The sequence below is a fragment of the Bacillus sp. ISL-46 genome, from assembly GCF_018613205.1.
Genome location: NZ_JAGGQR010000013.1, coordinates 101050 through 127248 on the forward strand (window position 1 = coordinate 101050; position 26199 = coordinate 127248).

A 26199-nucleotide genomic window follows, 5' to 3' on the forward strand; every position below is an offset into this window, starting at 1 on the left:
CTATTTCGCCAGGTGGAAAGGTGGAGGACGATTTGAAAAGAACAGTATATATTACAAGAAAGCTCCCCGATGATATGATCGATAAACTTTCAAATCATTTTCAGGTGAGAATGTGGCACGAGGAACATGTCCCTGTTCCAAGGGATGTTTTACTGAAAGAAATAGAAGATGTGGATGGGCTTATCTGTCTTCTAACAGAAAAGATAGATGAAGAGGTCCTAAGTAAAGCCAAACAGTTAAAGGTCATTAGTAACATAGCGGTAGGCTATAATAATATCGATATCCTGGGTGCTGCTAGGAAAGGAATCGTCGTAACCAACACCCCTGGTGTGTTAACCGAAACGACGGCTGATTTAACGTTTGGGCTATTAATGGCGACAGCACGTAGAGTCGTGGAGTCATCTGATTTACTGCGCAGTGGTGAATGGGGAGCATGGTCCCTTATGCAGATGACTGGACAAGATATTTATGGTGCAACCTTAGGGATTATTGGATTAGGAAGAATTGGAGAAGCACTCGTCAAGCGGGCAAAGGGCTTTGATATGAATGTTCTCTATTATAACCGGACACGGAAGTCGGAAAAAGAAGAAAAGCTGGGGATTCACTACAGGGAAATGAAGGATTTGTTGCAGCAATCTGATTTTGTCTGCCTTCTGCTGCCTTATAGCGCCGAGGTACACCACCTAATTGGAAAAGAAGAATTGTCCCTAATGAAAAGAAATGCCATCTTGATCAATACGGCTAGAGGTGGTCTTGTCGATGAGGATGCTTTATTTCAATCATTGAAGAATGGGGGAATTTGGGCTGCTGGGCTGGATGTGTTCGAACAGGAGCCAGTTCCAATTGATCATCCATTATTATCCCTGCCGAATGTGGTTACACTGCCTCACATTGGAAGTGCCAGTGTGAAAACAAGAATGAGTATGGCTCATTTAGCTGCCGATAATATGGTGAGTGTATTAACTGGTAATGAAGCAATTACCCCAGTGATTAGCCATAAATAATAAATGTAAAATACGATACTTGTCTGAAATATTTGTTAAAAAAGGTGGTTGTTTAAAGAGTTGTCAACTCTATTTCACTATATAATTATTGGTAATTTTTCCGATATCTAGTTAATGATAAGAAGAAAATTCAATTTTTATAATGGACTCGAGAGACTTGGAGTATCAGTAGATTATTAGATTTGAAGCTATCGAAAGAACCAATTGTATTTTATTCCTGTAAAATCCTTCCTTAAATATGACGAAAACCATATGTTACGATGAATTTGCGAAAGATCGGCAAATTGTCAAAACAGGAGGAAGAAACGATGATGAAGAAAAAAGCAATTCTAACTGTAGCAGCTGCGGCAGCGTTAATGATGCCAAATCCGGTATTAAATAAAGCCCATGCTGCCACTACTAGCCCTTCCCTGCAAGAAAAGGTATATGTATTCCAAGGGTCAAATATGGATGAGATTAATAGTGTAGTCGAAAAATATCTTGCTAGTTTAGGATTTACATTTTCACAAAATACAGTAAAGCAGCCTGTTCAGGCTCAACCAAATCAAACCGTACCAACACAGGAGCCTGCTCAAACTGCGACACCACAACCTGTGCAGCAACAACCGGTAACTGCGACACCACCAAGTTCAACACCAACTACAAGTTCGTTAAGTGCTTATGAACAAAAAGTAGTTGATCTAACCAATCAAGAACGGGCAAAAAATGGTTTACCAGCACTTAAAGTGGATGTAACACTTAGCAAAATGGCCCATGAAAAATCCCGTGATATGTCTGCAAATGGTTACTTCAGCCATACTAGCCCGACATACGGTTCACCGTTTGATATGATGAAAAAATACGACATCACCTACCGATATGCAGGTGAAAACATTGCGATGGGACAGCGAACTCCTGAAGAAGTAGTCAAGGCTTGGATGAATAGTGAAGGTCACCGTAAGAATATCCTTAGCCCGAATTACAACTATATCGGTGTTGGTTATGTATCACAAGGTAATTACTGGACACAGGAATTTATCGGTAAATAATGAAAGCTTGAGGACAATATGTCCCCGAGCTTTTTGCAGTATTTATTTTGGTTACCACCACCTGCAGCGATCCAAGTGATACCCCAAGCTGGATTCGCTCATTGAAACCTAAAATTCGCCCATTGAACTCAAAAATTCGCCCATTGAAGCGAAAAGTCGTTAAATAATCAAAAATATACAAATACGTAAGTGTAATTTTACATAAAATATCATTTTTAATGAGTTATACCAACGTTAATTATGGAAACAGGCAATAAAAAACAGTACACCTCCTTCTTAAAGAGGTGCACTCCTGTTGGGTTTTCATATGTATCAAACAAGTGAGTAAAAGATTTACATATTTAAGGGAGCTACTGTTTAACTAGTGCTCTTCCTAAGGTACCGGCTCCACCTACGCCAAATACCATGATAGCCACGCGTGCTATCCCCTCTAATATGTACTATAACGCTAAATTATTAATAAAATATGAACTAGATGTTAATCGTTCATTAATTTTAATAGAGGTATGAACATCAGCGTACATTTTTGCTATCTCGGTTAAGTTCTCCCCATTTTCACATGAAAGTATTGATTTGGATGGGTTGTTCATACCTATAGTTAAACTTCCTGACATAGAAAAACCAATACATAAATATTATTAGGAAGGGTTAGTAATCATTCTTCAATCTTTTAAGAGGGGGTGGAAAATAACGGAACCGAGTGAAAGTGAGCGAACCATAAATCGTTATATTCGATCCACTTTCCAGTCACTAGTTCAAGCTATCATTCCACCCCATTTTAGATATAAAGATTCGTTAGGAACGTTTCAAGTGGCCGGGGCACTGGAATTACATGTGTATGAATATGTCATTTGGATATTGGATCATTCGATTGCACTCCCGGTAAAAGCGCAACTAAATTTTGCAGAGAGTAGTTCGATGTCGAAAGCTACTGCTGAATTGCTGGACGTGGGTGCTGCTCAATTAATCCAGACGGGGGAGATTCTTTATCCTCTTAATGTAAATACATTTCCTGGCGGCGGTGCATTCTCAGCACTTGCGCCGATCGACAGGTTAAGGGCTATTACCCTGATAGAACGGCTTGGAATTAATCTTGAAAACTTGCCTATTCCTTACAAAAATAATCCGGGACTTGTTCGAAATATGATGGATGTCCTAAATGAACTCCCTATGTTTGGGCATTATTCGGAATGGACAGCTTACGGAACAACACGACTATTGTCTCCTAAGTCCAGAAGAGTGGAATATTTTCCATATGGATGGTTCCATACTCTTTACCCTGGTCCGTCTTTTGGATATCGTGATTTTCGCGGATTCTTAGCAACCATTCAACACAAGAAGGTGGATGACTAATGGCCAATCAGGACGTGATTGTAATTGGTGCAGGCGGCGGCGGAGCCGTAATAGCAAAAGAGCTCGGGGAAATGGGATTAAAGGTTTTGGTTTTAGAAGCAGGCCCCTGGTACGGGAACAAAAAGTGGCCCCATCCAAATGCACAGCCCGGAGCCGAATCCAGTTCGACACCAGCTGATTTGGATATAATGCTATATAAACAATTGTTGAACAAGTATGAAATGAATATGAATGATTTAGTTTCAGGAAGATATCGGTGGGGCCCGGCGGATCGCAGTCGCCCCCAATGGTTTCGGAATGCTAACCAGAAGGGCATTATTTGGCAATGCTCCGGTGTTGGAGGGACCACCCAGACTTATACGGCTAATTGCCCCCGAGCATATCCAGCCGCAATAGATAATGTCTGGCCCCTATCTTATCGGGAACTTATTCCCTATTATGAAAAGGTTGAAGCGACATTACCGGTGAACTTTGCGGCTACTACGGCAAAGGAGGATTTATTTTATTATGGTGCGAAAAATGCTGGGTGGAACTTGATTCCTACACTGGATGTGACCGTTCCAGGATATAGGCCGCAGCCTAATGCCATTTTGCCTCCCAATGATAACATCACAAATCCAAACCTCTCCGTAGAGCAACTATCCTGGATGGAAGGCTGTACTCTTTCGGGACATTGTATTAACGGTTGTCCGCATGGCCCATCTGTGGATAAAATTGCAAAACGATCTACTAATGTCAGTTATGTTCCGCTTGCTTTAAAGACAGGAAATGTCTGTATAAGACCCAATGCCTTTGCTATAAAAATATTAACAGAAAATAACGTTGCTAAAGGGCTGCATGCGGTTGGAGTAAAAATAAGGGACACCTGGACGGGGGAGCAGGAGGATCTAAGGGCAGAAATCGTTGTGATGGCGTCCGGATGCATTGAAACCCCAAGACTTTGGTTAAATTCAGGACTGCCTGACAATCCATGGGTAGGAAGAGGATTGGTTAATCATTATATGGATTGGTTATCCGGTATATTTGATTCCTATATTGGGAACTTCAGATATTAATCCCTTTGTGGGAAATACATGCGGAGCAAGGATCGACTATCCCGGACTTGGGGCACTGCAGTCGGTTGGGATGAGTCCGGGATTAACAGCTTCTTTTTATGGGGTGAGTGAGTCTGGATACTCTTTCCTACACTCGCCTAGAATGGACGATCCTTGGGATATCAAGGGGCGTCTTTTCGGTTATGATTTAAAAGAATCAATGGACGCCTACCGTAGAACCTTAAATGTTTTAGTAAGTACCGATGATAAAGTAGATCAGCGAAATGGAATTACTCTCGATCCGGTAATTAGTGATGAAAATGGACCTGTCCCTGTTGTGACGTATCAGCCTGCCCAACAATCTAGCGGGAAACGAAGTGAGCTGGTTAAAATAGGAGCAGACTTGTTACGAAAAGCGGGGGCAAAAAAAATTATATGGTCAAATTGGCCGGCAGGAATGATGATTCACTTGGAAAGTACGATGCGAATCGGCTTCGTCGTTGATCAGAATTGCGAGTCATTTCAAGTGAAACGGTTATATATCGCTGACAACAGCGTCCATTTTAATAGTTTAGGCGGAGTCAATCCTACCCTTACGACACAGGCATTAGCTACCCGTACAGCAGAAAAACTATTTAATAAGTATTTTAATTAGTATGATTGGAAATCCTACCATCATACAAATCAAAGTTTGGTGGGATCTTCAAAACATGAAATTATTGGAATTAATTCAAGATGTATTTGAACCATTTATGGACGGCGAGAAAAGACCATTAAATGTAATGGAGGTTTCCAATCTATGGTTTTTTCTTTTAGGCACTGAAACAACAATGCGTAATGAGGAAATCGGTTACAATCTTGCCCAAGATCCGGAATTAAAACAAATTTTAAAGGATGTAAGAGAAACCGTACATATCCCGATTAGAGACGAGCTTAAAGAGTTTCTCATGAAAGAAGGGGTTCCCTTTCCTCAATCGACACCGGAAAAACCCGTGGGAGATTTTAAGAGTATACCCGAGGGTGCTAAATTAGATGATGAAGAAATGGCTAATTTAATGTCCTATAATCTTGCTATGGGGGTTAATTATGCTGCTAAAGGACTTACTGAATCTATTCGGGCAGATGTTGGTTTAATTTTTTCAAAAATTATTTTGAAGAAGACTACTGCTGGCTTAACGGTAAAACATTATTTGGATCGGCATGAGTGGCTGCGAATTCCGCCTTATTATAAAGCATAGGTTACTGCTTATAACAATCAGTTAGTTTTTTAGAAAGGCTTCATTATGATCTGATGCTCTTCCTGAGTATCGGCTCCGCCTACGCCAAATACCATGATGGCCACACATGCCATCCGCTCTAATATGTACTTTAACGCTATATTATTAATAAAATATGAACTAGATGCTAATCGTTCATTAATTTTAATAGAGGTATTCGACCTAAAAAACTAACCAAACGTTTGATTAAAACGCTGAACCCCTTGATAGACGTTGCTTGGAAAAACCAAACGTTTAGTTAAAAGATTAACAATAAAAAATTGTTATTTTAATGGAATCCAGATTTCTGAGTAGTAATCAGGGCCCCAAGGATCTCCGGCGGAATAGACTTCTAAATCAGGTGTGCCTGCATGCTTGTAATGACTTGACGGAAACCATTCAGAGTATATTTGTTTCCATACTTTCTGGATTGCCTCGGCATTGGGCCGTAAACTTCAAATACGCCCCACTTTGAAGCTGGAATCACGAGATTCAATAAACCTTCTGGCGTGTCACCGTTATGTTCCGTTGCAATCCAGTAATCCATTAATTGCTGCTGCGTGTCTCGTTTATCGACACATACTCCAAGCACCCCATTAATTTCCCCATTATTCAATTGGAATAATAAATCGTTGGTTCCATCTGCATGAACATCAGCCCACATTTTGGGGATCTCAATTAAGTTTTCACCATTTACACATGATAACTCCCGCTTGATTCCGATAACTTGGAAACTGTCTCTTTCAATAATTTTGTAATTCATAAAATCATCCTCCTTACATCTATTTGTAATTATAAGTCTTTTTAACAACTAATTTGTTACAAGCAAAAATAATTCATTTCTCTATTTTTACATACTATCCTGTCAGTCGCGAAAAATAATATAAAAAATAGGGAAGGTAAGAAGATATGTTTTCATTTCGAGGCGATGCGCATAAAGTTTACCTTCGGCTTAACAAAGCCATAAACAACGGTGAATCCACCAAACATATGAGGGAATACATAGAAATTGAAGAGGTTCAAAGACTGTATCAATCACTTGATAGCAGCATGTTGCAATTAATTAATTATCGAATGATCAAGGAAAAGAATGGATCTGGGATTATACCGATTTTTGTTTCTTCTGTCCCATGGCTCTTGTTTCTATTTTCCAAACCATTAATGGACTTCCTTTTCAAAGATGGAAGCATACTTTGGGCGATATTTGGGGTTGCATATTTAATGATTTTAACTTTAAGTGTCATCCTTCATTTTCGAGAAAAGGCATGGGCTGCATTCCATATGGAAATCATTCAGGATATTTTAAAAGAAAGAAATCAATGAACTCAATAATTTATAGCAAGAAATGAGGCCTGACTTTTTTAGTAAAATAGCTACATCGATTACGATTTTATTTTTAGTTTGGGGATTCGCAAGTGAATTAATAAAGAAAAAAGAACCATTTTTGGAAAAGTTGAAACAGGGTCATTAGGACCCATCGAAGCTTAAACATCAAAAAACCTTCAAGCTTACACCAGTCTTTGGCGGTTTTTCTCATTTGCAATACCAAGTTAAATGGAAGAAGGAAAGACCCTCTTCAAAGGCGAAATAGAATGATAGAATTCTATAAAGTTGAGTGGATGGATAAGGAGTCAGGAATAGATTAAATGATAAAAGTTAAGTCCAAATGACAAAGGTGATGGGGATGTTTTTTCTATTATTAACGGCGATGATTATTTGTTTTGTCGTGGGTACCACTTTATTGGTAAAAGGTACAGTAACAGTCGGGGCCATTGCTATTGGTGCCGGAATACTACTGTTGCTGTTTATTTTGATTTATTATGGAAAAAAGAAACATCGAAAAAAGAAATACGATTGGACTCCAGACTGTGATTGTATTCCGGACTTTGATGGGGATTGTGGGCCGGATTGTGATTGTGGACCGGATTGTAATTAATAAAATGAGATTGCTAGATATCATTCCTTGTCATCGGATGAAGTCTCGGAGTATTACGATTAAGGGGTATACTCTCCCCTTATGTGCAAGATGTACGGGTATCTTGCTAGGCTATTTATTTTTCCCGTTTTTGCTGATTGCGGGTATACATTTGTCATTATGGCTCGGACTCCTTTTAAATGTCCCGATGGTTCTTGATGGTTGGACACAGAAAAGGAAATATAGGATGAGTAATAATGTCTTGAGGGTTATCACTGGTATAATGAGTGGATTGGGGCAAAGCGTTCTTATCGTAAGCGGCAGTGATTATATAATTTCCATGCTTGTAGGTTGATAGAGTAGCGGCAAAATTTGGCTGTCATGGCAACAGCCAAATTTAACCTAGAGCACACTCCAAAACGACTAGTTAAACGGATAGAACTGATAGGTTAGCACACCAACAATGATTCCTGTGATCAATCCAAAAAATACTTCTGCCGGTTGATGACCTAATAATTCTTTCAGCTTTTCTCTAGACTCTGTTTTCTTTAACTTCGGGTTTTTTAAGGTATCAATTAAAAGATTGAAATCAACTAACAATGTATTTAAAACCTCTGCATGATAGCCTGCATGTCTTCGAACCCCGGTAGCATCATGCATGACAATTAGTGAAACGATCACAGAAATCGCAAATTCATTAGAATGGAGTCCTGAAGTTAAACCGATAGCAGTAGTTAATGAAATAATTGTAGCTGTATGAGAACTAGGCATTCCGCCAGTGCTAAACATCAAGTTCCATCTTAATTCTCCTGAAGCAAAATAGTGTATCGGAATTTTTACAAATTGGGCAATAAACATTCCTAAAAGGGCGGCTAAAATGGGATAGGATAAAAACATGTAATCCTCCTAATTTGAGTTTTTCCTTAGAATATGGCTTACTTTTGATTGGGCTAAACTTGACTTAAGAGCCCTGCTTTTTCGGCACAAATAAATTAAGGCCGGAAAAATTGTAAGACGGTTCCTTTCCTTTCAGAGACTTCCACCTCACCATAAGCACCATTGATGAAGGTGATTTGTGGTGGGAGGTGCCCGCAGTCAATATCATAAATAATTGGGATATCAAGCTCAGCGGCAAGGTCTTGATAGACATCCTCCACCGTATAGTTTTCCACAGACCTATTAGCATCACTCCGGCCAAACATCAATCCTGAACAGTTTTCAAACCACCCAGCTAACCTCATTTGAACCAATGATCTTCGCAAATCAGCCGTATTCATTCCACAATTCTCAAGATACCAAATGACGGGCTCACCGTTGATATGTTGTTTTCTAAACTTTTCTACATCACCGAAGGGCGTCCCAATAAGATGTCTGATAATGTCTATACATCCGCCAAGTAATCGACCTTGTATCCTAACCGGTCGGTTCCCGACAGTATTCCAAGCGGTTTGTTCGGTTAAATGAAAAACACAGGGAGAAGGATTGGTATGCTGCCATTCCTTTTGATACTTTTCAGAGGAAGGTTGAATCACAGATTCTCCTTTGTTTGTCGACAAGACCGACTGCCACATGGCTGTCGTTTCATCCATAAATTCCCCACGTAAATCTACAATATTTGTCCCGTGCGCCGTAGCAATACCTGTCTTTAAGGTAATGGCTAGTAATAATCCACTAATATCTGAGTATCCTAATACCCACTTATTTTTTATATTTTCAAAGTCAATATGTTTGAGAGTCTCGATCAATAATTCGCCGCCCCACGGCGGAATAAGGATGTCAATTTCATTGTCACACATCATGGTATTAAATTCAGCCGCACGTTTTAGAGCTGGGGCTGATTTTGCCTTGTTTTGAGTCCAAGCTGTTTCCCCACAGTTTACCTTGAATCCTCGTTGTTCCATTCGGCTGCATGCAAGTTTAAGTATTTCATGTAATTGTGGCGGCACCCCTGAAGAGGGTGCGGTTACTCCGATGGTTGCTCCTTTTTTTAAATGCGGATAGGTAATCATGAGGATCCCTCCAAACGTTTTTACATGATTTTACCAAAATGAACGACACGTTGCTACATATTAATAAAGCAATTCCTTAGAATGGAATTTTTTCAATAATTATGTGATTATTATAACAACGACCAAATTAAAGGAGGAATAAATGATGCCGACAAATTTGAAAGATACGACAACATTAAGCAATGGAGTAAAGATGCCATGGGTGGGATTAGGCGTTTTTAAAGTAACCGAAGGGGAAGAGGTTATTCAGTCTGTAAAAGCTGCTATCAAAAACGGATACATAAGCATTGATACAGCCGCTATTTATGGGAATGAAGAAGGTGTAGGCCAGGCGATTAAGGGTTCTGGCGTTCCCCGTGAGGATTTGTTTATTACGACAAAGCTTTGGAATTCCGAACAGGGATATGAATCAACGTTAAAGGCATTTGAAACAAGTCTTACTAAACTTGGACTTGATTACTTAGATCTTTATTTAATTCACTGGCCAGGTAAAGAAAAATATAAAGAAACATGGAAGGCGTTTGAAAAACTTTACAAAGAGGGGCGTGTGCGTGCGATTGGCGTAAGTAACTTCCAAGTTCACCATTTAGAAGATTTAATCAGTTCTGCAGAGATTAAACCGATGGTAAATCAGGTGGAGTTCCATCCGCACTTAACCCAAAAAGAGCTTCTTGCCTATTGTAAAAATGAAGGAATTCAACTGGAAGCATGGTCGCCTTTAAAACAAGGGAAGCTTCTTAGTGAACCGGTTCTAGAAGATCTTGCGCATAAATATAATAAATCTGTTGCTCAAGTCATCTTGCGCTGGGATTTACAGCATGGAGTGGTTACGATTCCAAAATCAATCAAAGAACATCGCATTATTGAAAATGCGGATATTTTTGATTTCGAATTATCCACTGAGGATATGGACAAAATTGATGGATTGAATCAAGATAGCCGTGCTGGGTCCCATCCGGATACGATGAGCGTAGGCTTTTAATATTTCAAGCGTCTGCCATTCAGAAATGAATAGCAGACGCTTTTTTTACTTCAACCATCTTATCATTCCTTCCTACTACTATGTTGAAGTAAATTATAAAAAATAGTACGTATGCTATAATGTTCTATATCTTAATTGGTGCAGAAACTCAGGAAGGAGCAGGACACGTGAACATCCCATTAAATCAAAAACTCATCAAAGAAATGTGTGGCACTGTCTCCTTCAAACGAGGAGATTATTTTTATCAAACGAATAAAGTCACATTTGAACAATATCGACCTGACCGTTGTCAAGCTACGGTAACAGGTGAGGAAGACTTCCATGTGACAATCGAAGCGAGTGGCAACGATGATATTTTAACGGAATGCAGCTGCCCAAAGCTTGCCTCGTTTACAAAGGATTGTCAGCATATTGCGGCCGTTTTATTGGCAGTTTACGAGCACCAACAGAAAGGAACCATCCCGATGGTTTCCAATTCCACTAATCAGGATCTGACGGAAGGGTTACTGACACTTTTTACGGATCAGCCTGTCCGCTCAAGCGGTCATCAACTCCATTTTGAGAAAAGAAATGTGCTTGATATCGAGTTTACCTGTAAACCCATGGAGGTTGGCAAAGGAAGATACCTATTCGCTATCGAAATGACCGTCGCGTCAACTGAGGTGGAAAATATCCGAATGTTTTTGGAGCGGGTAAGTACGGGAAAGACTTACTCACTTTCGAGCTCATTCCAATACGATCCAAATCTCCATTGCTTTCAAAAAGAAACCAATGCCATTTTGGAGCAGCTCATCCAAGTACTACGGGATGAAAAGGTTTATGTGGATGTGGTGCCTGACACCAATCAACATCAGATGCTGTTCATTCCATCATCCTCTTGGGAACGGCTGCTTCCGTTCCTCATAAAAATTCCCTATGTGAAGGTGAAATCTGAGGGACATACCTTTCAAGGTCTGCACTTATCAGCCGAATCGCTGCCATTACAGTTTGATTTTACAAAAGCGGAAGGAAACGGTTATCAACTGAAGGTTAAAAACTTGCATCGGATGATTTTCTTAAGTGCCTATCATTCCGTTTTATACGAAGGGAAAGTAAAACAACTAGAAGATCAGGACTATAAACGCCTATCGGATCTGAAAAAGATGTTGGATGCCTCAGGAACCAATCAAATTCCCATTCCGCAAGAGCAAATCCGCTTTTTTCTGGAAAAGGTTGCGCCAGGGTTAAAAAAACTAGGGCAGGTTACGATTGCAGAAACGATCACGAAGCAATTGATGAATACACCACTCGTGGCCAAACTCTACTTGGATCGTGTCAAAAACCGCTTGCTAGCTGGACTCGAATTTCATTACGAAAATTGGATCATTAATCCATTGGAAAGTAGAGATCTCCCATCTGGCTCTTTAGTAATCCGTGATGTAGAAAAGGAAGATGAAATCCTCCAGCTCTTTGAGGATAGCTCGTTTGCCAAGACAGATGGTGGATATTTTCTTCATAATGAAGAACTGGAGTATGACTTTCTGACCTATGTCATTCCAAAGCTCCAAAAGCTGGTCCGAATTTATGCGACTACGGCTGTAAGAAATCGGATTTCTAGAGGGAATTTTCGCCCGCAGGTTAGGGTGAGGATCAAAAAAGAACGAACCAATTGGCTTGAATTTAAATTTGAAATGGACGGCATTCCTGAAAGACAAATACGTGAGGTATTGTCAGCACTAGAGGAAAAACGGAAATATTATCGTATGCCTAATGGGTCGCTGCTCTCGCTTCAGACGAGAGAATTCGATGAAATTCAGCGTTTTCTTTACTCACCACTAGCCAAGAATAAGGATCTCGCCAGTGGTTTGGATTTACCAATTGAGCAGAGTCTTCAACTTCTTGATACGGTTGAGGTTAGTCATGCGTTTAAGTTAGAGGAATCCTTTCGGCAGTTCCTTGATCACCTTCACAATCCAGGCCGGTTGGAGTTTGAGGTGCCAACGAGTTTAGAGCCCATCCTTAAAGATTATCAAAAGCATGGGTTTAAATGGATGAAGACTCTGGCATACTACGGCTTCGGCGGGATACTGGCCGATGATATGGGACTTGGAAAAACGATTCAAAGCATCGCTTTTATTATGTCAGTTCAGTCCGATATCCGTAAAAATAACCAGCCAGCCCTCGTTGTTTGTCCGTCATCCTTGACGTATAACTGGCTAAGTGAAATCAGGAAATTTGCTCCCCAGGTTAAGGCCGCTGTCATTGATGGAACAAAAGCTGAGCGAACCAAGCTTCTGAAGGAAGGGAAGGATGTCGATGTAATGATCATCTCCTACCCGTTACTGCGCCGCGAGATCAGTTGGTTTGAGAAGCAATCCTTTCATACGGTGTTTTTTGATGAAGCGCAAGCCTTTAAAAATCCGTTGACGCAAACAGCCCGTGCAGCAAAGATGTTACAGGCCAATCATCGCTTTGCACTTACGGGGACACCCGTGGAAAATTCCGTGGAAGAGCTGTGGTCAATTTTTCATGTTGTCTTTCCTGAACTGTTCCTTGGGCTAAAGGAATATAGTAAGCTTTCAAGGAAAAACATTGCACGGAGAATCCGTCCTTTTTTACTGCGCAGGTTGAAGGAGGATGTCCTTGCCGAACTTCCTGAAAAAATGGAGTCGCTGGAGTCTGTAGAACTGCTCCCAGAACAAAAAAAGCTGTATGCAGCCTACTTGGCGAAACTTAGGCATGACACATTAAAGCATCTGGACAAGGACACGATTCGAAAAAATAGAATCAAAATCCTAGCGGGTTTGACTCGTTTGCGGCAGATTTGCTGTCATCCAGTCTTGTTTGTCGATGGGTATCAAGGGAATTCAGCGAAATTCGAACAACTCTTGCAGATTGTTGACGAATCCAAGCTTTCTGGAAGAAGAGTATTAATTTTTTCACAGTTTACGAAAATGCTTGATCTTATCGGCCGAGCGTTAACTGCGAAAGGATTGCCTTATTTTTACCTGGATGGACAGACTCCATCTGAAGAACGAGTCGAAATCTGCGAGCGCTTTAATCGCGGTGAACGGGATTTGTTCCTCATTTCTTTGAAAGCAGGAGGAACAGGTCTTAATTTGATGAGTGCGGATACCGTCATTTTATATGACACGTGGTGGAACCCGGCTGTCGAGGAACAAGCAGCCGATCGTGCCCACAGGATGGGTCAGAAAAATATCGTCCAGGTAATCAAGCTGGTTGCCCGAGGGACAATCGAGGAAAAAATGAATGAACTGCAAGATAAAAAGCGACATCTCATAGAAGAAATAATCGATTCTGATGAGAAAGTCATGTCAACTCTTACTGAAGAGGATATCAGGGAGATATTGATGATATAGAAAAAAGGAGCTGCAGCGCAACTCCTTTTTTTAATAGCTTTTATGCCCCGATGACATTCAATGATTGACGGAGACCTTCTAAAGCAAATTGCCTGATAAATCTAAAGGCAAATAATGCGATGATCGGTGAAAAGTCAATCGGACCAAGAGGGGGGATAAACCTTCTGAATAATCCTAAATATGGTTCGACAAGCTTGGCAATCCAGATACCAATCTTTGTTGCTTGAAACTGAGGAAACCAGGAACTGAAAATAGATATTAAGATTAACCAATAATAAATCTCAAAAGCATACTGTCCAATCAGTAAAATATTCGAGCCCAATATAGATCTTCCATTCTATAATAATTTTTTAATCGTACAAACCTAACTTATGTATACATATACGATTGAGGTCCAATAAAGTTTCAAAATATTAATAAGGAACTTCCAACCTATTTCTGTTGAAGAGGGTTAAGAACTTCTGCGACAAAATCGGCATAGCTGTCGATATGAAAATCAGCTTCAATGTTTCGATTTTGAAATGCACACGTTTTAATATTTAATTCTCGAGCGGGAATTAAATCTAAGTCACGGTCACCGACGACCAAATCAATATGGTGACTTTTTAGAACATATTCGTAGGAGGAGCTGTGGGGTTTTCTTGTAAAACCTTGTTCCTCAACAGAAACAATCTCTTTAAAGTATTTGTCTAAATGATATTTTTTAAGCAGAAAGATGGTCGATTCCTTATCGCGATGCGTAACAATAATATTGTGATCAACAGAAGATAAGGCTTCCGCTAAGTACTCAAATGGCTTGCTTTCCGTCTTTGAATAATAGTTATGTAAGGTTTGATACTCAAGTCTCTGCTTCTCATCTATTCCATAATGTTTAAAGGCCGTTTTGGAATCAATTTTTAGCCACCTTAGCACCTCATCGCGATCAAGGTCTTGTTGGCTTAAGTTGATGAATCCAGAGACAAGGGCTGGATAGGTATCAAAAAGGGTCCCGTCGAAATCCCATAATACGTTAATAATAATCCCTCTTTTCAGAAACGTTTGATTTTATCTTTAATGAGAGTACCATAAGATTATATAAAAAAGAAACGATCAGGTCACATTGATGTCTGAAATTTGTTATACTTTTCATGAGTAATGTACATGTTAAAAGATAGAAATGGGGGATAACAATGTCATTTGATAATTCAGTACTGGGGTTACCGTATTTTAGCTTAGAAGCAGCATCAGTGGACAAGAGTCCAAGTGAAATGGTCATTACAGACCAAACTGGAGAAAATTATTACATAGTTACAAGGGAAGTATATGAGGACGGCCCGCAACAAAACGGTTATAAAGTGGTTGTAGAAGAAGGAGAGTAATGTTACTCTCCTTTTTTTATGGGATATTTATTACTTTTTGTAAAAAGCCCAACTGTTTAATTCGTACTTATCATTAATTGTTACCTTTGACGGCAATTTCCAAAGGAGACGGTCACGATTAAAAGAGTATAAATTAATACAGGAGTCTGTAATTTGTTTTTTTACTAATAATGCATTTGAAAACATTTATCATCAAATATAAAGAATAGGAGTGAAAAAATGAGCTATCAACAAAAAACAAAAGAAACTGATAACAGTGTAATTGAGTTTATTGAGAATGTAGAGAACCCAAAAAAACGCGAGGATGCGTATAAATTAATAGATATATTTACTGAAACCACAGGTTTTGAGGCAAAGATGTGGGGACCAAGTATTATTGGTTTCGGTTCCTATCATTATAAATATACATCCGGTCATGAGGGGGATGCCCCTTTGGTGGGCTTTTCACCTCGAAAGGCAAAAATTAGTTTGTATTTTGCACGGGAGAAACAAAGCGTGAGGAATTGCTTAAGGACTTTGGGAAACATACGACTGGAAAAGGGTGCGTGTATATTAATAAGGTAGCCGATATTGATATCGATGTATTAGAAGAATTAATTACCCAATCGGTCCAATTTTTGCAAAAAAAATATCCGTATTCGAACAGCAGCGAGTAAGTTGGTCTGCAGCTGAAGCCACTGAAAAATGTCCCAGTGAATCGAGAAGACCATTTGTACATTATTTGACAAAAATCATATGATTGGTGTTAAATAAAAAAGACCGATTGTTCTTTTTGGTGGAGGTGAGTATAATATGAATAAAGGAGAACGAACAAAAAATTATATTATCGAGCAATCTTCATCATTATTTAATAAAAATGGGTATAAATCCACGTCTATCTCTGAAATTATGGCGGCTACTGGGCTAAAAAAAGGTGGAATTTATAATCATTTTGAAAATAAAGATGACCTAGCTAAAGCGTCATTTTCTTATGCTCTAAATACATTGAAAAATAATTATATCGAAGCAGTCACATCAAAGAGTACTGCAATTGAACAATTCAATGCTTTTATATCTGTTTTTAAAACACTGATTCAGGATGAGTTCATCATGGGTGGATGTCCTTTAATGAATGCCGCAATTGAAGCAGATGATTCAAAAGTTGAATTCGAAGATTTAATAAAAGAAGGATTCTTTGGCTTAATTAAACTCATCAAAGGGATTATCCAACATGGAAAGAATCAAAATGAAATAAACAAAGCTGTAGACTCTGATCAAATGGCTGTATTCATTTTATCCTCATTGGAGGGTGCTTTAGCTCTAAGTCGTTTGTACAAGGATGACGAATATTTAGAAATGGTCATTTTACAGATAAAATCAAACCTTTTCTAATGGTTTATTAATATATTTTTTTAAAATAAAACAGACCGTTTGGTTTTTTAAAATATTAAGAAGGAGGTTTTTTCTATGGCACGCAGAGTAGTAATAACAGGGTATGGTGTCGTCTCTCCATTAGGAAATGATGTTGAAACGTTTTGGAATCATATTAAGGCTGGAAAATCTGGTATAAAAAAAATAGATCATAATGGCTTTGAAGATATCAATACAAAAATTGGCGGTGTCATTCAAGACTTTTATCCTGAAAAATATTTAGATAAAAAAGAATTAGGTAAATATGATTTATTTGTTCAATATGCCTATGCTGCAGCAAAACAAGCTGTGGATCAAGCGAAACTAGATCCACAATTGACTGACTTAGAGCGAATGGGGGTTTTCATAGGTTCGGGGATTGGCGGGTTAAATACAGTATTAGAAAATCATCAACTCTTTTTAGAAAAAGGTCCTAGAAGAGTCTCTCCCTTTATGGTGCCTATGATGATTAGCAATATGGCTGCTGGTATCGTCTCCATTAAAACAGGTTTTAAAGGTGCAAGTTTTTCACCTGTGTCAGCATGTGCGACCGGAAACCAGGCAATTGGGGAAGCATTCTTGAATATACGGCATGGCTATTCCGATGCAATCCTTGCCGGAGGAGCAGAAGCAACGATTAATCCTCTGGCCTATGCTGGTTTCTCAAGGATGAAAGCAATGTCCACCAATAATGATTCACCTGAAAAAGCAAGTAGACCATTTGACAAAGAACGAGATGGCTTTGTCATGTCGGAGGGAGCAGGAATCTTATTGCTTGAAGATTATGAGCATGCCCAAAAAAGGGGGGCAGCTATTTTAGGTGAAATCATTGGCTACGGATCCACAACCGATGCTCACCATATTACATCCCCTGCTTATCAGGGGGCAGAAAGGGCGATGAGACTTGCCTTGAAAATGGCAGAGATCCCGCCAACATTAGTCAATTATATCAATGCCCATGGAACAAGCACTCCTGAAGGGGACAAATCAGAAACAAAGGCAATAAAAGAGGTATTTAAAGACCATGCCTATCAATTGAAGGTAAGCTCTACTAAATCGATGACAGGTCACTTATTTGGAGCAGCAGGAGGAGTAGAGGCAATCATCACTCTGAAAAGCATTTTGGAAGATACAATCCCACCAACTATTAATTATGAAAATCCAGATGAAGAATGTGATCTGGATTATGTGCCGAACCATTCAATTCAAACAGAAGTAAACTATGCTATCTCCAACGGCTTTGGGTTTGGTGGACACAATGCCGTCTTAGTATTTAAAAAATTTACGGAAGGTTTAATTAAATAGATATAAACAAGCGCTTCCCACTTATTGGCGTGGAAAGCGCTTGTTTTTTTGTTGTGAAGATGAACATCCAGTAGGGAAATCGTACATAAGAATATCACTTTACCCAATGAAATTTGCCAATTCATTCGTAAACTTCTTTTGCTCTTCCCAGAACAAACCATGACCACTGTGTTCAAACCAAACAAGCTTAGAGTTGATAATTCCCTGATGCAAGATGGAAGCCAGCGGTGGCAAACAAATTTGATCATGTTGACCATGAAGAATCAATGCAGGCACCTGAATTCTCTTGATATCTGTAAATAAGGTTTCATCTCTTAAGGAGTTTAGTAGGCCTGCAGTGGAATGCCCTGCTGCTTCAAGTCCTAATTGAAAGAACCAGTCTGAGAAATGTTTTGTGAGCGCCTGATGGAAGAACATGTTCGTGAAATCAGAGAGCATTTTCGGCCGATCGTTATATATCTGCCCCAGTAGTAAATTGACATCCTTCGCCTCTAATCCAAAAGGAAAGCCTGGCCGCTTTATAAAACTAGGGGCAGCCGCACCAAAAAGGGCTAATTTCGATACCCCAAAGCCCTTATGGCGTTCCATATACCTGATAACAATCGCTCCACCGACAGAATGACCTGCAAGCGTGAAACTCTGTAAACGAAGTGCTTTAACAATTTCCCGAATATCATCAGCAAGTCTATTGTACGAGTACCCTTCCCAAGGTTTATCTGACTTGCCAAATCCCCTTAGATCGATCCCAATACACCGATATCCCATCGCAGGAAGGACATTAAACTGATATTCAAATAATTTATGATTGGCTGGCCAGCCATGAACAAAGAGGATGGTTTTACTACTTTTACGATTTACATCTTCAACATATATATTCACTTCAGGAGCAACTTTAACATAATATCCCATTTTTTATCCCTCCTTTGAAAAAGGTATGGAAAAGTCCTTTTATCAATAAGCTATTCATGGATAGCTAGGCTAATACATTCGTGAACATTTTGGTACAAGTTGTAAATTTCTACTTTTTATTTTATTTAATAGTTTAAAATGATAAATGTAGGAGAATGGATCGCACTCTCCTTAATAAAAATATAGATATGTGAAATTGTGAGCAAACTAACTTTCATACAGCATAGAATTTTTTTCTAAAAATAATTATCTGGAGCTGGTTTCTGAAATGGAGAAAAAGAAGGTCGTCATAATAGGTGGAGGAATCACAGGTTTAGCAACAGCATTCTACCTGCAAAAGGAGATCAAGGATAGAGCACTGCCGCTTGTAGTCAAGCTATATGAAGCTTGTGACCGATTTGGCGGTGTGATTCACACGGTGAAGAGGGATGGCTTTATGATTGAAAAAGGTCCCGATTCCATTCTGGCTCGAAAAGCCAGTGCGCTTAAATTAATTAAAGAAGTCGGCTTAGAAGACAAAGTGGTCGCGAATACAGCCGGGAAATCTTATATATACGTTAGAGGAAGGATCCATTCGATGCCTGAGGGAGCATTCATGGGGATCCCAACCCAGGTTACACCATTTGCGCTCTCAGGACTCTTTTCCCCACTAGGAAAACTACGGGCAGCAGGTGATTTTATTTTACCAAAAGGAAAGGAAAAGGCAGATCAATCCCTCGGTGAGTTTTTCAGAAGAAGGCTTGGGGATGAAATAGTGGATAACTTAATCGACCCTCTACTGTCAGGAATTTATGCAGGCGATATCGACCGCTTAAGCTTAATGTCATTGTTTCCGATGTTCTATCATATGGAGCAAAAACATCGAAGCCTTGTGCTTGGCTTAAAAAAAACGATGCCAGCCCCACCTAAAACAGCGAAAAAAGAACCTTCAAAAAAAGGAATGTTTCTCTCCTTATCAACCGGTTTGGAATCGTTAATTGACGAAGTCGTCAAGCGGATGGATGAGGGAGCTGTTAGCAAAGGAGTCCCTGTTGAAAAAATTGTGAGAGATCAAAACCACTATTCGATTACCTTCGCCAATGGAACGGTTGAACAGGCGGACAGCGTGGTCATTGCGACAGAACATTTCCATGCACAAAAAATGCTTTCTGATTATCCGTTCATGCACACGTTTGATGATATGCCATCCTATTCTGTGGCCAACGTTGCCATGGCATTTCCAAAGTCGGCAATTAAACAGGACATCGAGGGGACAGGCTTTTTAGTGTCGAGAAACAGTGACTTTAGAATAACTGCCTGCACATGGACGCATAAAAAATGGCCTGGTACGACACCAAAGGATATGGCCTTATTACGCTGTTATGTTGGAAAACCAAATGATCAAGCGGCCGTTGATTTATCAGATGAAGAGATTATTAATATTGCATTACGGGATTTAAATAAAACCATGAACATAACCGATAAACCATTGTTCCATATCATCACAAGATGGAAAAAGGCGATGCCGCAATACAATGTTGGTCATATTGAACGGATGAAGAGTGTGAAGGAATCACTGATTAAGGAATTACCCGGAGTATTTCTAGCTGGAGGTTCCTATGAAGGTGTTGGTATTCCAGACTGTATCGACCAAGGCGAAGCTGCGGTTAAAAAGGTACTCGAGTTTTTGAGATAGTCAATAAGATGGAGTAGGGATTCGAAATTCCTGCTCTATTTTTTTTGACTGGAATCAATATCGTTTAATGGGATATTTTCCAATAAAATGCCAAATGAGAGGAGGAGCATACCGCTCTCATTTGGCGTTTTTAGAATAACTTCTAATGACTTTTTGTGTAAGCATTGTTACCAACTTTTTAACTGATTCGAATGTAAAAATGGTAAATATGTCAATTTGATGGCGGATTTTCTGAATGTAATAACTAATCAATTAATAGGCGCGAAGCCTTGGTATCTATGGTTTTTATTATATCAATATCATAAATGAGAGTAATTCCCACTTAAATATAGGTTGTTTAATAGAAGAATTATCATTAAAATAAAGATAGATTGTTTAGTAGAGAGAAATTATCATTTTATAAAAAAATTTGAAAGATTGTACTTCTTAGTTGATACCTCTATGTAATCAACTTTTAATATTATAAAAAAGGGGAAATACAAATGAAGAAGATTAGTTTAGCATGGCAGATTTTCATTGGTCTAACACTCGGTATTATTGTCGGTGCGGTTTTTTACGGTAATCCACATGTGGCAAGCTACCTTCAGCCAATTGGCGATATATTTATTCGCTTAATTAAGATGATTGTTGTCCCAATTGTTATCTCCAGCCTTATTGTTGGTGTTGCTGGCGTTGGTGATATGAAGTCTTTAGGAAAACTGGGCGGGAAAACCCTGCTTTATTTTGAAATCATTACCACGATTGCGATCATTGTTGGACTTCTTGCTGCGAACGTGTTTCAGCCAGGAGATGGCGTTGATAAATCGAAACTTACCAAAACGGATATTAACAGCTATGTAAGTACAGCCGAAAAAACTGAGTCTCATTCTATGATTGACACCGTTGTAAATATTGTTCCGACGAACATCATTCAATCATTAGCTAACGGAGAAATGTTACCAATTATTTTCTTCTCTGTTATGTTTGGACTTGGTGTGGCAGCGATTGGAGAGAAAGGGATACCAATTATCAATTTCTTCCGAGGAACGGCCGATGCGATGTTCTATGTCACAAACCAAATCATGAAGCTCGCGCCATTCGGTGTGTTTGCATTAATTGGTGTTACTGTTTCGAAATTTGGAATTACCTCATTAATTCCACTGGGAAAACTAGTCCTGGTTGTATACGGATCCATGTTTTTCTTCATTCTTGTCATCCTTGGATTAGTAGCAAAAATTGCAGGATTCAATATTATCCACCTCATTAAATATTTAAAAGACGAATTAATTTTAGGTTACACGACAGCAAGTTCAGAAACCGTTCTTCCAAAAATTATGGAAAAAATGGAGAAATTGGGCTGTCCTAAGTCGATTACATCTTTCGTGATTCCAACAGGATATTCCTTTAATCTAGATGGCTCCACGCTTTACCAAGCGATTGCCGCTCTGTTTATTGCGCAAATGTATGGAATTCATATGAGTATTGGACATCAAATTACATTAGTTCTTGTATTGATGTTAACATCTAAAGGAATTGCCGGGGTACCAGGTGTATCGTTTGTTGTTCTACTAGCCACTTTGGGCAGCGTAGGTATTCCTGTAGAAGGACTAGCATTTATTGCCGGAATTGACCGTATTCTTGATATGGCTCGTACTTGTGTAAACATTGTCGGAAACTCTTTGGCTGCAATTGTTATTACCAAATGGGAAGGCCATGAGCTTAAAAATTATCAAGAACGTAAGGTAGCTTAAAATAGGGAAAACAGGACATCTTCTAAAATGGGAGATGTCCTTTTCATCGGGTTAATGATTCTGAATCTTAAATAAAGTCAGGTAATATTATTGACTTATAAAAGTTTTACATACTAAAATGGATAAAACCGATAGAAATACTCATATTTTGATTTGTATATAAACGAGAAAATTGATTTTCCAAATTTATGGGGCTATTTACGAGATTTATTTCAAACCCCCGGTTTTGGAGATACGACAGAATTCGATGCAATTAAACGGCATTATCATCTGTCGAACCATATCGCTAGTGATGATCAGAAGGGATATAATATCTTGCCGAAGGGTCCCGACCTCTCTGGGCTTACTTCTCAACATGGTCGACAAGTTTTAAGTAATAAGGTTGAAAAGTTTTTAATACACTGAGAAAAACTGACTAGAAGCAGGTGGTAAAATGATTATTCGTAATGCTGCAGCGGATGAATTATCATTCATTCGAGAACAAAGAGTAAACTCATATGAAGAACATGCCCAAAACATTCCTGAAGATCATTGGAAGGCTCTTAAACATTCAATCTCGTCGGATGCTGATGCGCAGGAGGATGTGGAACGAATTGTTGCTGAAATTGATGGGAAAATAGTAGGCAGTGTTGCCTTGTTTCCTGCAAAAACCGATGCCTACGAAGGATTGGTAGATGAGTTGGATTATCCTGAAATACGAATGCTCGCAGTGACACCGCAAGCTCGAGGCAATGGGGTGGCAAAAGCACTGATTTCAGAATGTATTCGACGAGCGAAAGTGCAAGGCTGTCATTCAATCGGCCTGCATACCGCAGATTTTATGAAAAGTGCGATGGGACTATACGGCCGCCTTGGTTTTGAAAGGTTACCGCAATTCGATTTTGAACCTGCGGATGACGGCATCATAGTGAAAGCGTATCGACTTACTTTTGAATAGTACTTTATTGTTTTGGAAAGCTGGTACTAGAAATTATTTTATAAAACCCACTTGACAGGTAGGAAAAGTCAGAATAAAATGTAAATAATTCAAAGAAAACAATTAATTTAATATTAAGCTGATTGGAAAACCAAAGGCTTATACTCTTATTTAGGGGTATAAGTCTTTTTTTATTCGAAGGGGGACTAATTATGATCTATCCGATTAGTAAGTGGAGTCCACATTGTTGTCAGTCATTTTGTATTTTTTCAGGTTTATGTAGATGAATAGAATCAAAGGGTCTTTTTTTAGACTATAAAACCAAGTATTCCTATGTGATATTAGCAGTTTAAGGGAGGATGAAAATATGGCAATTGTGGATCAAGCAAAAGCAAACTATATTCTAACGACACTAAAGGGGATGGAGTATGGTTCTGTGGTCATAACCGTTCATGACGGTACGATCACTCAAATTGATAAGACAGAGAAAACACGATTTGCACAAAATAAGAGAACATCTAAATAACAAAGATGATTTGCAAAAAGTGACCACACTTATTATTGGATTTATTTTAAAAAAATAGCCGATCAGTCTACTGAAGGCTACTTATTTTCTAGACTATGCGAGAGATGATTGTTGCTCACCGGACTTATCTTAACTCCGAAAAGCAGACAACCGACCTTTAAGCGATAGTCCTAAAAATAGGTAGCCTTTTTTGTTTAAAAAAAAGGAGGAAATCACAAATGAAACTAGCTTACAAATTCACAACCGTGCTTATTCTTATCGCTCTTATTCTGACAGGGTGCAGCAGTCAGCCTAGTAATCAAAGCACTGAGAAAAAAGATAGGGGGACCAAACAAGAGGCCGCGAAAACAAAAGAACCTGTCCAATTATTAAATGTTTCATATGACCCAACCCGAGAACTTTATGAAGAGTTTAACGGAGAATTCGCTAAGTATTGGGAAAAGGAAAAAGGTCAGAAGGTAACTATTCAACAGTCACATGGTGGTTCAGGGAAGCAAGGACGTGCTGTCATCGATGGTCTTGAGGCAGATGTTGTTACGCTGGCATTGGCATATGATATCGATGAGATTGCAAACTTAGGCGGCTTACTTTCGAAGGATTGGCAAAAGAACCTTAAGGATAACTCGACTCCGTATACGTCAACGATTGTGTTTCTAGTTAAAAAGGGGAATCCAAAAGGGATTAAAGATTGGGACGATTTAACGAAAAAGGGAACTTCGGTCATAACTCCAAATCCAAAGACATCCGGTGGTGCCCGTTGGAATTACTTAGCAGCATGGGCGTACGCAAAAGATAAATTTAATGGGGATGAAACGAAAATTAAAAAGTTTATGAGCCAACTATATAAAAATGTTGAAGTATTAGATTCTGGTGCCCGCGGAGCAACTACTACATTCGTTGAACGAGGCATTGGTGATGTCTTGATTGCCTGGGAGAACGAGGCTTTCTTAACACTTAATGAATTAGGAAAAGACAAGTTTGAGATTGTCGTCCCATCCATAAGTATTCTTGCCGAACCGCCAGTTGCTGTGGTGGATAAGAACGTCGAGAAAAAGGGAACTAAAGAAGTTGCTGAGGCTTATTTAAATTATTTATACAGTGATGTAGGACAGGAAATTATCGCAAAGAATTATTATCGCCCCCGTAATCAAGCGATTCTTGACAAGTATGCAGATGTCTTTCCAAAAATTTATTTAGTAACAATTGACAAAGATTTTGGAGGATGGAAAAAAGCACAGGAGACACACTTCAATGATGGCGGGACGTTTGATCAGATTTACCAGCCATAGTAAGTAGTTCAGTTAGACGGGTGTCCTTCATCAGGTGTGATGGGGATGCCCTACATGTATCTTATCCGGAAGGGGTCAACCTCATGGCTCGTTTAGCAAGTTTAAAAGTGAAAAGAAATAGTGTGCTGCCGGGATTCGGCCTTTCGCTCGGATTTACGATGTTTTATATAAGCATCCTTGTCATTCTGCCATTATCCATGATATTTATTCATTCTATGACCGTAGAGTGGTCGAAAATTTGGGGGACGATTTCTGACCCGAGGGTAGTTGCCTCCTATAAACTGAGTTTCGGTGCAGCCTTTTTCGCAGCATTTATTAATGTTATTTTTGGCGTACTAATCGCATGGGTGCTGGTACGTTATCAGTTTTTTGGTAAAAGAATTATTGATGGGCTAGTTGATTTGCCTTTTGCCTTACCAACAGCGATTGCCGGGATTGCCTTAACGACTTTGTATACGGAAAATGGCTGGGTTGGGCAGTTTTTAAGTTTTAAGGTGGCGTTTACTCCGCTCGGGATTACACTAGCATTAACATTTATTGGGCTGCCCTTTGTGGTTCGCACCGTTCAGCCCGTCCTGCAAAGCTTAGAAAAAGAAATGGAAGAAGCGTCGGCTAGTTTAGGTGCAAACCGTTCGCAAACGTTTGTAAAAGTAATTTTTCCAGAAATCCTGCCAGCTGCTCTAACGGGGTTCGCGCTTGCCTTTGCCCGGGCGCTGGGGGAATATGGCTCGGTCGTCTTTATTGCAGGGAATATGCCGATGAAGACAGAAATTACTCCGCTGCTAATCATGACCAAGTTAGAACAATATGATTACGCTGGTGCTACGGCGATAGCAGCTGTTATGTTGATTTTTTCCTTCACGATTCTACTTATTATTAACGTATTGCAGTGGTGGACGAATCGGAAATTTATATAGCTTTTAATAGTTTTAGAGGGTGATTTTGCGATACGTAAATAAAATGGTTCAATCCGCAAATAAACCGGCTAGATGCGCAAATAAACTAGGTATTTCCGCAAATAAACTTTTGTATCCAAGTGAATGATCCGCTGTTTGCGTAAAATTGTTAGTTTTTAACTACGTTCAAGTCTAACTTAGTATAAAATTACACCTTATCAACGAGTTTATAAAATTTATCAGCGGAATATTACCTTTTATCAGCG

25 protein-coding genes and 2 pseudogenes are annotated in these 26199 nt (G+C 39.3%); 21 read left to right on the top strand and 6 right to left on the bottom strand.

The window, feature by feature from the left end:
- Positions 1-32: 32 nt before the first annotated feature.
- The 6 genes from J7E67_RS07515 (at position 33) to J7E67_RS07535 (ending at position 5657) form a co-directional block, all read left to right on the top strand.
- Positions 33-1004, top strand: coding sequence for a 2-hydroxyacid dehydrogenase (locus J7E67_RS07515; protein WP_214715781.1), 972 nt, complete (start codon positions 33-35; stop codon positions 1002-1004).
- 311 nt (positions 1005-1315) lie between these two features.
- Positions 1316-2032, top strand: a complete 717-nt coding sequence (locus J7E67_RS07520) for a CAP domain-containing protein (protein ID WP_214715893.1) — start codon at positions 1316-1318, stop codon at positions 2030-2032.
- 810 nt (positions 2033-2842) lie between these two features.
- The gene (locus J7E67_RS07525; RefSeq protein WP_214715780.1) at positions 2843-3385 is read left to right on the top strand and encodes a hypothetical protein; all 543 of its coding nucleotides are present in this window, start codon (positions 2843-2845) and stop codon (positions 3383-3385) included.
- Positions 3385-4440: a GMC family oxidoreductase N-terminal domain-containing protein gene (locus J7E67_RS32055; protein WP_308160656.1), complete on the top strand. Its 1056-nt coding sequence runs from the start codon at positions 3385-3387 to the stop codon at positions 4438-4440. Before J7E67_RS07525 ends, J7E67_RS32055 begins: the two co-directional genes overlap by 1 nt.
- Entirely contained in the window at positions 4409-5074 is a 666-nt protein-coding gene (locus J7E67_RS32060) for a GMC oxidoreductase (RefSeq protein ID WP_308160655.1), read from the top strand. Before J7E67_RS32055 ends, J7E67_RS32060 begins: the two co-directional genes overlap by 32 nt.
- Positions 5075-5129: 55 nt before the next feature.
- Positions 5130-5657 carry a DUF3231 family protein gene (locus J7E67_RS07535; protein ID WP_214715779.1) on the top strand — a complete coding sequence of 176 codons (528 nt, stop codon included), beginning with the start codon at positions 5130-5132 and terminating at the stop codon, positions 5655-5657.
- 310 nt (positions 5658-5967) lie between these two features.
- Here J7E67_RS07535 and J7E67_RS07540 read toward each other — a convergent pair.
- Positions 5968-6438: pseudogene (locus J7E67_RS07540) on the bottom strand (GyrI-like domain-containing protein); the annotation flags it as partial.
- Positions 6439-6584: 146 nt separating this feature from the next.
- Between J7E67_RS07540 and J7E67_RS07545 the strand changes: the two are divergent.
- The 3 genes from J7E67_RS07545 (at position 6585) to J7E67_RS07555 (ending at position 7945) form a co-directional block, all read left to right on the top strand.
- On the top strand, positions 6585-6998 hold the full coding sequence (locus tag J7E67_RS07545) for a hypothetical protein (protein ID WP_214715777.1): 414 nt from the start codon (positions 6585-6587) through the stop codon (positions 6996-6998).
- 361 nt (positions 6999-7359) lie between these two features.
- Positions 7360-7611: a hypothetical protein gene (locus J7E67_RS07550; protein WP_214715776.1), complete on the top strand. Its 252-nt coding sequence runs from the start codon at positions 7360-7362 to the stop codon at positions 7609-7611.
- Positions 7612-7648: 37 nt separating this feature from the next.
- On the top strand, positions 7649-7945 hold the full coding sequence (locus J7E67_RS07555; RefSeq protein ID WP_251026634.1) for a DUF2085 domain-containing protein: 297 nt from the start codon (positions 7649-7651) through the stop codon (positions 7943-7945).
- Positions 7946-8013: 68 nt separating this feature from the next.
- Here J7E67_RS07555 and J7E67_RS07560 read toward each other — a convergent pair whose 3' ends face one another.
- On the bottom strand, positions 8014-8487 hold the full coding sequence (locus tag J7E67_RS07560; protein ID WP_214715774.1) for a divergent PAP2 family protein: 474 nt from the start codon (positions 8485-8487) through the stop codon (positions 8014-8016).
- 95 nt (positions 8488-8582) lie between these two features.
- A complete protein-coding gene (locus J7E67_RS07565) occupies positions 8583-9599 on the bottom strand; it encodes a S66 family peptidase (RefSeq protein WP_214731309.1) in 1017 nt (338 codons plus the stop codon).
- Positions 9600-9744: 145 nt separating this feature from the next.
- Between J7E67_RS07565 and J7E67_RS07570 the strand changes: the two genes are divergently transcribed.
- Both J7E67_RS07570 and J7E67_RS07575 read left to right on the top strand, forming a co-directional pair.
- Positions 9745-10581 (top strand): aldo/keto reductase, encoded by an 837-nt coding sequence (locus J7E67_RS07570; RefSeq protein WP_214715891.1) that lies wholly within the window; start codon positions 9745-9747, stop codon positions 10579-10581.
- Between the two features lie 167 nt (positions 10582-10748).
- Positions 10749-13940, top strand: a complete 3192-nt coding sequence (locus J7E67_RS07575) for a DEAD/DEAH box helicase (protein ID WP_214715771.1) — start codon at positions 10749-10751, stop codon at positions 13938-13940.
- 40 nt (positions 13941-13980) lie between these two features.
- Here J7E67_RS07575 and J7E67_RS07580 read toward each other — a convergent pair whose 3' ends face one another.
- Both J7E67_RS07580 and J7E67_RS07585 read right to left on the bottom strand, forming a co-directional pair.
- Positions 13981-14262: a YggT family protein gene (locus J7E67_RS07580; RefSeq protein ID WP_088085596.1), complete on the bottom strand. Its 282-nt coding sequence runs from the start codon at positions 14260-14262 to the stop codon at positions 13981-13983.
- A 110-nt stretch (positions 14263-14372) separates the two neighbouring features.
- Positions 14373-14972 (bottom strand): HAD hydrolase-like protein, encoded by a 600-nt coding sequence (locus tag J7E67_RS07585; RefSeq protein WP_251026635.1) that lies wholly within the window; start codon positions 14970-14972, stop codon positions 14373-14375.
- A 137-nt stretch (positions 14973-15109) separates the two neighbouring features.
- On the opposite strand from J7E67_RS07585, the gene J7E67_RS07590 reads away from it, so the two are divergent.
- The 4 genes and pseudogenes from J7E67_RS07590 (at position 15110) to fabF (ending at position 17992) form a co-directional block, all read left to right on the top strand.
- The gene (locus tag J7E67_RS07590) at positions 15110-15298 is read left to right on the top strand and encodes a hypothetical protein (RefSeq protein ID WP_214715770.1); all 189 of its coding nucleotides are present in this window, start codon (positions 15110-15112) and stop codon (positions 15296-15298) included.
- 219 nt (positions 15299-15517) lie between these two features.
- Positions 15518-15954: pseudogene (locus J7E67_RS07595) on the top strand (DUF1801 domain-containing protein).
- Positions 15955-16090: 136 nt separating this feature from the next.
- Positions 16091-16669, top strand: coding sequence for a TetR/AcrR family transcriptional regulator (locus J7E67_RS07600; protein ID WP_214715769.1), 579 nt, complete (start codon positions 16091-16093; stop codon positions 16667-16669).
- Between the two features lie 75 nt (positions 16670-16744).
- Entirely contained in the window at positions 16745-17992 is a 1248-nt protein-coding gene (gene fabF, locus J7E67_RS07605; RefSeq protein WP_214715768.1) for a beta-ketoacyl-ACP synthase II, read from the top strand.
- 99 nt (positions 17993-18091) lie between these two features.
- Here the strand turns inward: fabF and J7E67_RS07610 are convergent, their stop codons facing one another.
- Positions 18092-18901 (bottom strand): alpha/beta fold hydrolase, encoded by an 810-nt coding sequence (locus J7E67_RS07610; protein WP_214715766.1) that lies wholly within the window; start codon positions 18899-18901, stop codon positions 18092-18094.
- 268 nt (positions 18902-19169) lie between these two features.
- Between J7E67_RS07610 and hemY the strand changes: the two genes are divergently transcribed.
- The 6 genes from hemY to cysT all read left to right on the top strand — a co-directional run bounded on the left by hemY (position 19170) and on the right by cysT (position 25954).
- Positions 19170-20576 carry a protoporphyrinogen oxidase gene (gene hemY, locus J7E67_RS07615; protein WP_214715764.1) on the top strand — a complete coding sequence of 469 codons (1407 nt, stop codon included), beginning with the start codon at positions 19170-19172 and terminating at the stop codon, positions 20574-20576.
- A 482-nt stretch (positions 20577-21058) separates the two neighbouring features.
- Positions 21059-22306 carry a cation:dicarboxylate symporter family transporter gene (locus tag J7E67_RS07620; RefSeq protein WP_214715763.1) on the top strand — a complete coding sequence of 416 codons (1248 nt, stop codon included), beginning with the start codon at positions 21059-21061 and terminating at the stop codon, positions 22304-22306.
- Between the two features lie 433 nt (positions 22307-22739).
- Complete coding sequence (locus tag J7E67_RS07625; protein WP_214715762.1) at positions 22740-23243, top strand: GNAT family N-acetyltransferase; 504 nt, start codon at positions 22740-22742, stop codon at positions 23241-23243.
- A 346-nt stretch (positions 23244-23589) separates the two neighbouring features.
- Entirely contained in the window at positions 23590-23748 is a 159-nt protein-coding gene (locus tag J7E67_RS07630) for a YezD family protein (protein ID WP_214715761.1), read from the top strand.
- Between the two features lie 218 nt (positions 23749-23966).
- Complete coding sequence (locus tag J7E67_RS07635; RefSeq protein ID WP_214715760.1) at positions 23967-25037, top strand: sulfate ABC transporter substrate-binding protein; 1071 nt, start codon at positions 23967-23969, stop codon at positions 25035-25037.
- 83 nt (positions 25038-25120) lie between these two features.
- Positions 25121-25954 (top strand): sulfate ABC transporter permease subunit CysT, encoded by an 834-nt coding sequence (gene cysT, locus J7E67_RS07640; RefSeq protein ID WP_214715758.1) that lies wholly within the window; start codon positions 25121-25123, stop codon positions 25952-25954.
- Positions 25955-26199: the final 245 nt, after the last annotated feature.

Bases quoted from the DNA above. Each gene is read 5' to 3' on its own strand.
- J7E67_RS07520 (WP_214715893.1), top strand. From the start codon at position 1,316: ATGAAGAAAAAAGCAATTCTAACTGTAGCAGCTGCGGCAGCGTTAATG.
- J7E67_RS32055 (WP_308160656.1), top strand. From the start codon at position 3,385: ATGGCCAATCAGGACGTGATTGTAATTGGTGCAGGCGGCGGCGGAGCC.
- J7E67_RS07535 (WP_214715779.1), top strand. From the start codon at position 5,130: ATGAAATTATTGGAATTAATTCAAGATGTATTTGAACCATTTATGGAC.
- J7E67_RS07545 (WP_214715777.1), top strand. From the start codon at position 6,585: ATGTTTTCATTTCGAGGCGATGCGCATAAAGTTTACCTTCGGCTTAAC.
- J7E67_RS07550 (WP_214715776.1), top strand. From the start codon at position 7,360: ATGTTTTTTCTATTATTAACGGCGATGATTATTTGTTTTGTCGTGGGT.
- J7E67_RS07555 (WP_251026634.1), top strand. From the start codon at position 7,649: ATGAAGTCTCGGAGTATTACGATTAAGGGGTATACTCTCCCCTTATGT.
- J7E67_RS07560 (WP_214715774.1), bottom strand. From the start codon at position 8,487: ATGTTTTTATCCTATCCCATTTTAGCCGCCCTTTTAGGAATGTTTATT.
- J7E67_RS07565 (WP_214731309.1), bottom strand. From the start codon at position 9,599: ATGATTACCTATCCGCATTTAAAAAAAGGAGCAACCATCGGAGTAACC.
- J7E67_RS07570 (WP_214715891.1), top strand. From the start codon at position 9,745: ATGCCGACAAATTTGAAAGATACGACAACATTAAGCAATGGAGTAAAG.
- J7E67_RS07590 (WP_214715770.1), top strand. From the start codon at position 15,110: ATGTCATTTGATAATTCAGTACTGGGGTTACCGTATTTTAGCTTAGAA.
- J7E67_RS07600 (WP_214715769.1), top strand. From the start codon at position 16,091: ATGAATAAAGGAGAACGAACAAAAAATTATATTATCGAGCAATCTTCA.
- fabF (WP_214715768.1), top strand. From the start codon at position 16,745: ATGGCACGCAGAGTAGTAATAACAGGGTATGGTGTCGTCTCTCCATTA.
- J7E67_RS07610 (WP_214715766.1), bottom strand. From the start codon at position 18,901: ATGGGATATTATGTTAAAGTTGCTCCTGAAGTGAATATATATGTTGAA.
- hemY (WP_214715764.1), top strand. From the start codon at position 19,170: ATGGAGAAAAAGAAGGTCGTCATAATAGGTGGAGGAATCACAGGTTTA.
- J7E67_RS07620 (WP_214715763.1), top strand. From the start codon at position 21,059: ATGAAGAAGATTAGTTTAGCATGGCAGATTTTCATTGGTCTAACACTC.
- J7E67_RS07625 (WP_214715762.1), top strand. From the start codon at position 22,740: ATGATTATTCGTAATGCTGCAGCGGATGAATTATCATTCATTCGAGAA.
- J7E67_RS07630 (WP_214715761.1), top strand. From the start codon at position 23,590: ATGGCAATTGTGGATCAAGCAAAAGCAAACTATATTCTAACGACACTA.
- J7E67_RS07635 (WP_214715760.1), top strand. From the start codon at position 23,967: ATGAAACTAGCTTACAAATTCACAACCGTGCTTATTCTTATCGCTCTT.
- cysT (WP_214715758.1), top strand. From the start codon at position 25,121: ATGGCTCGTTTAGCAAGTTTAAAAGTGAAAAGAAATAGTGTGCTGCCG.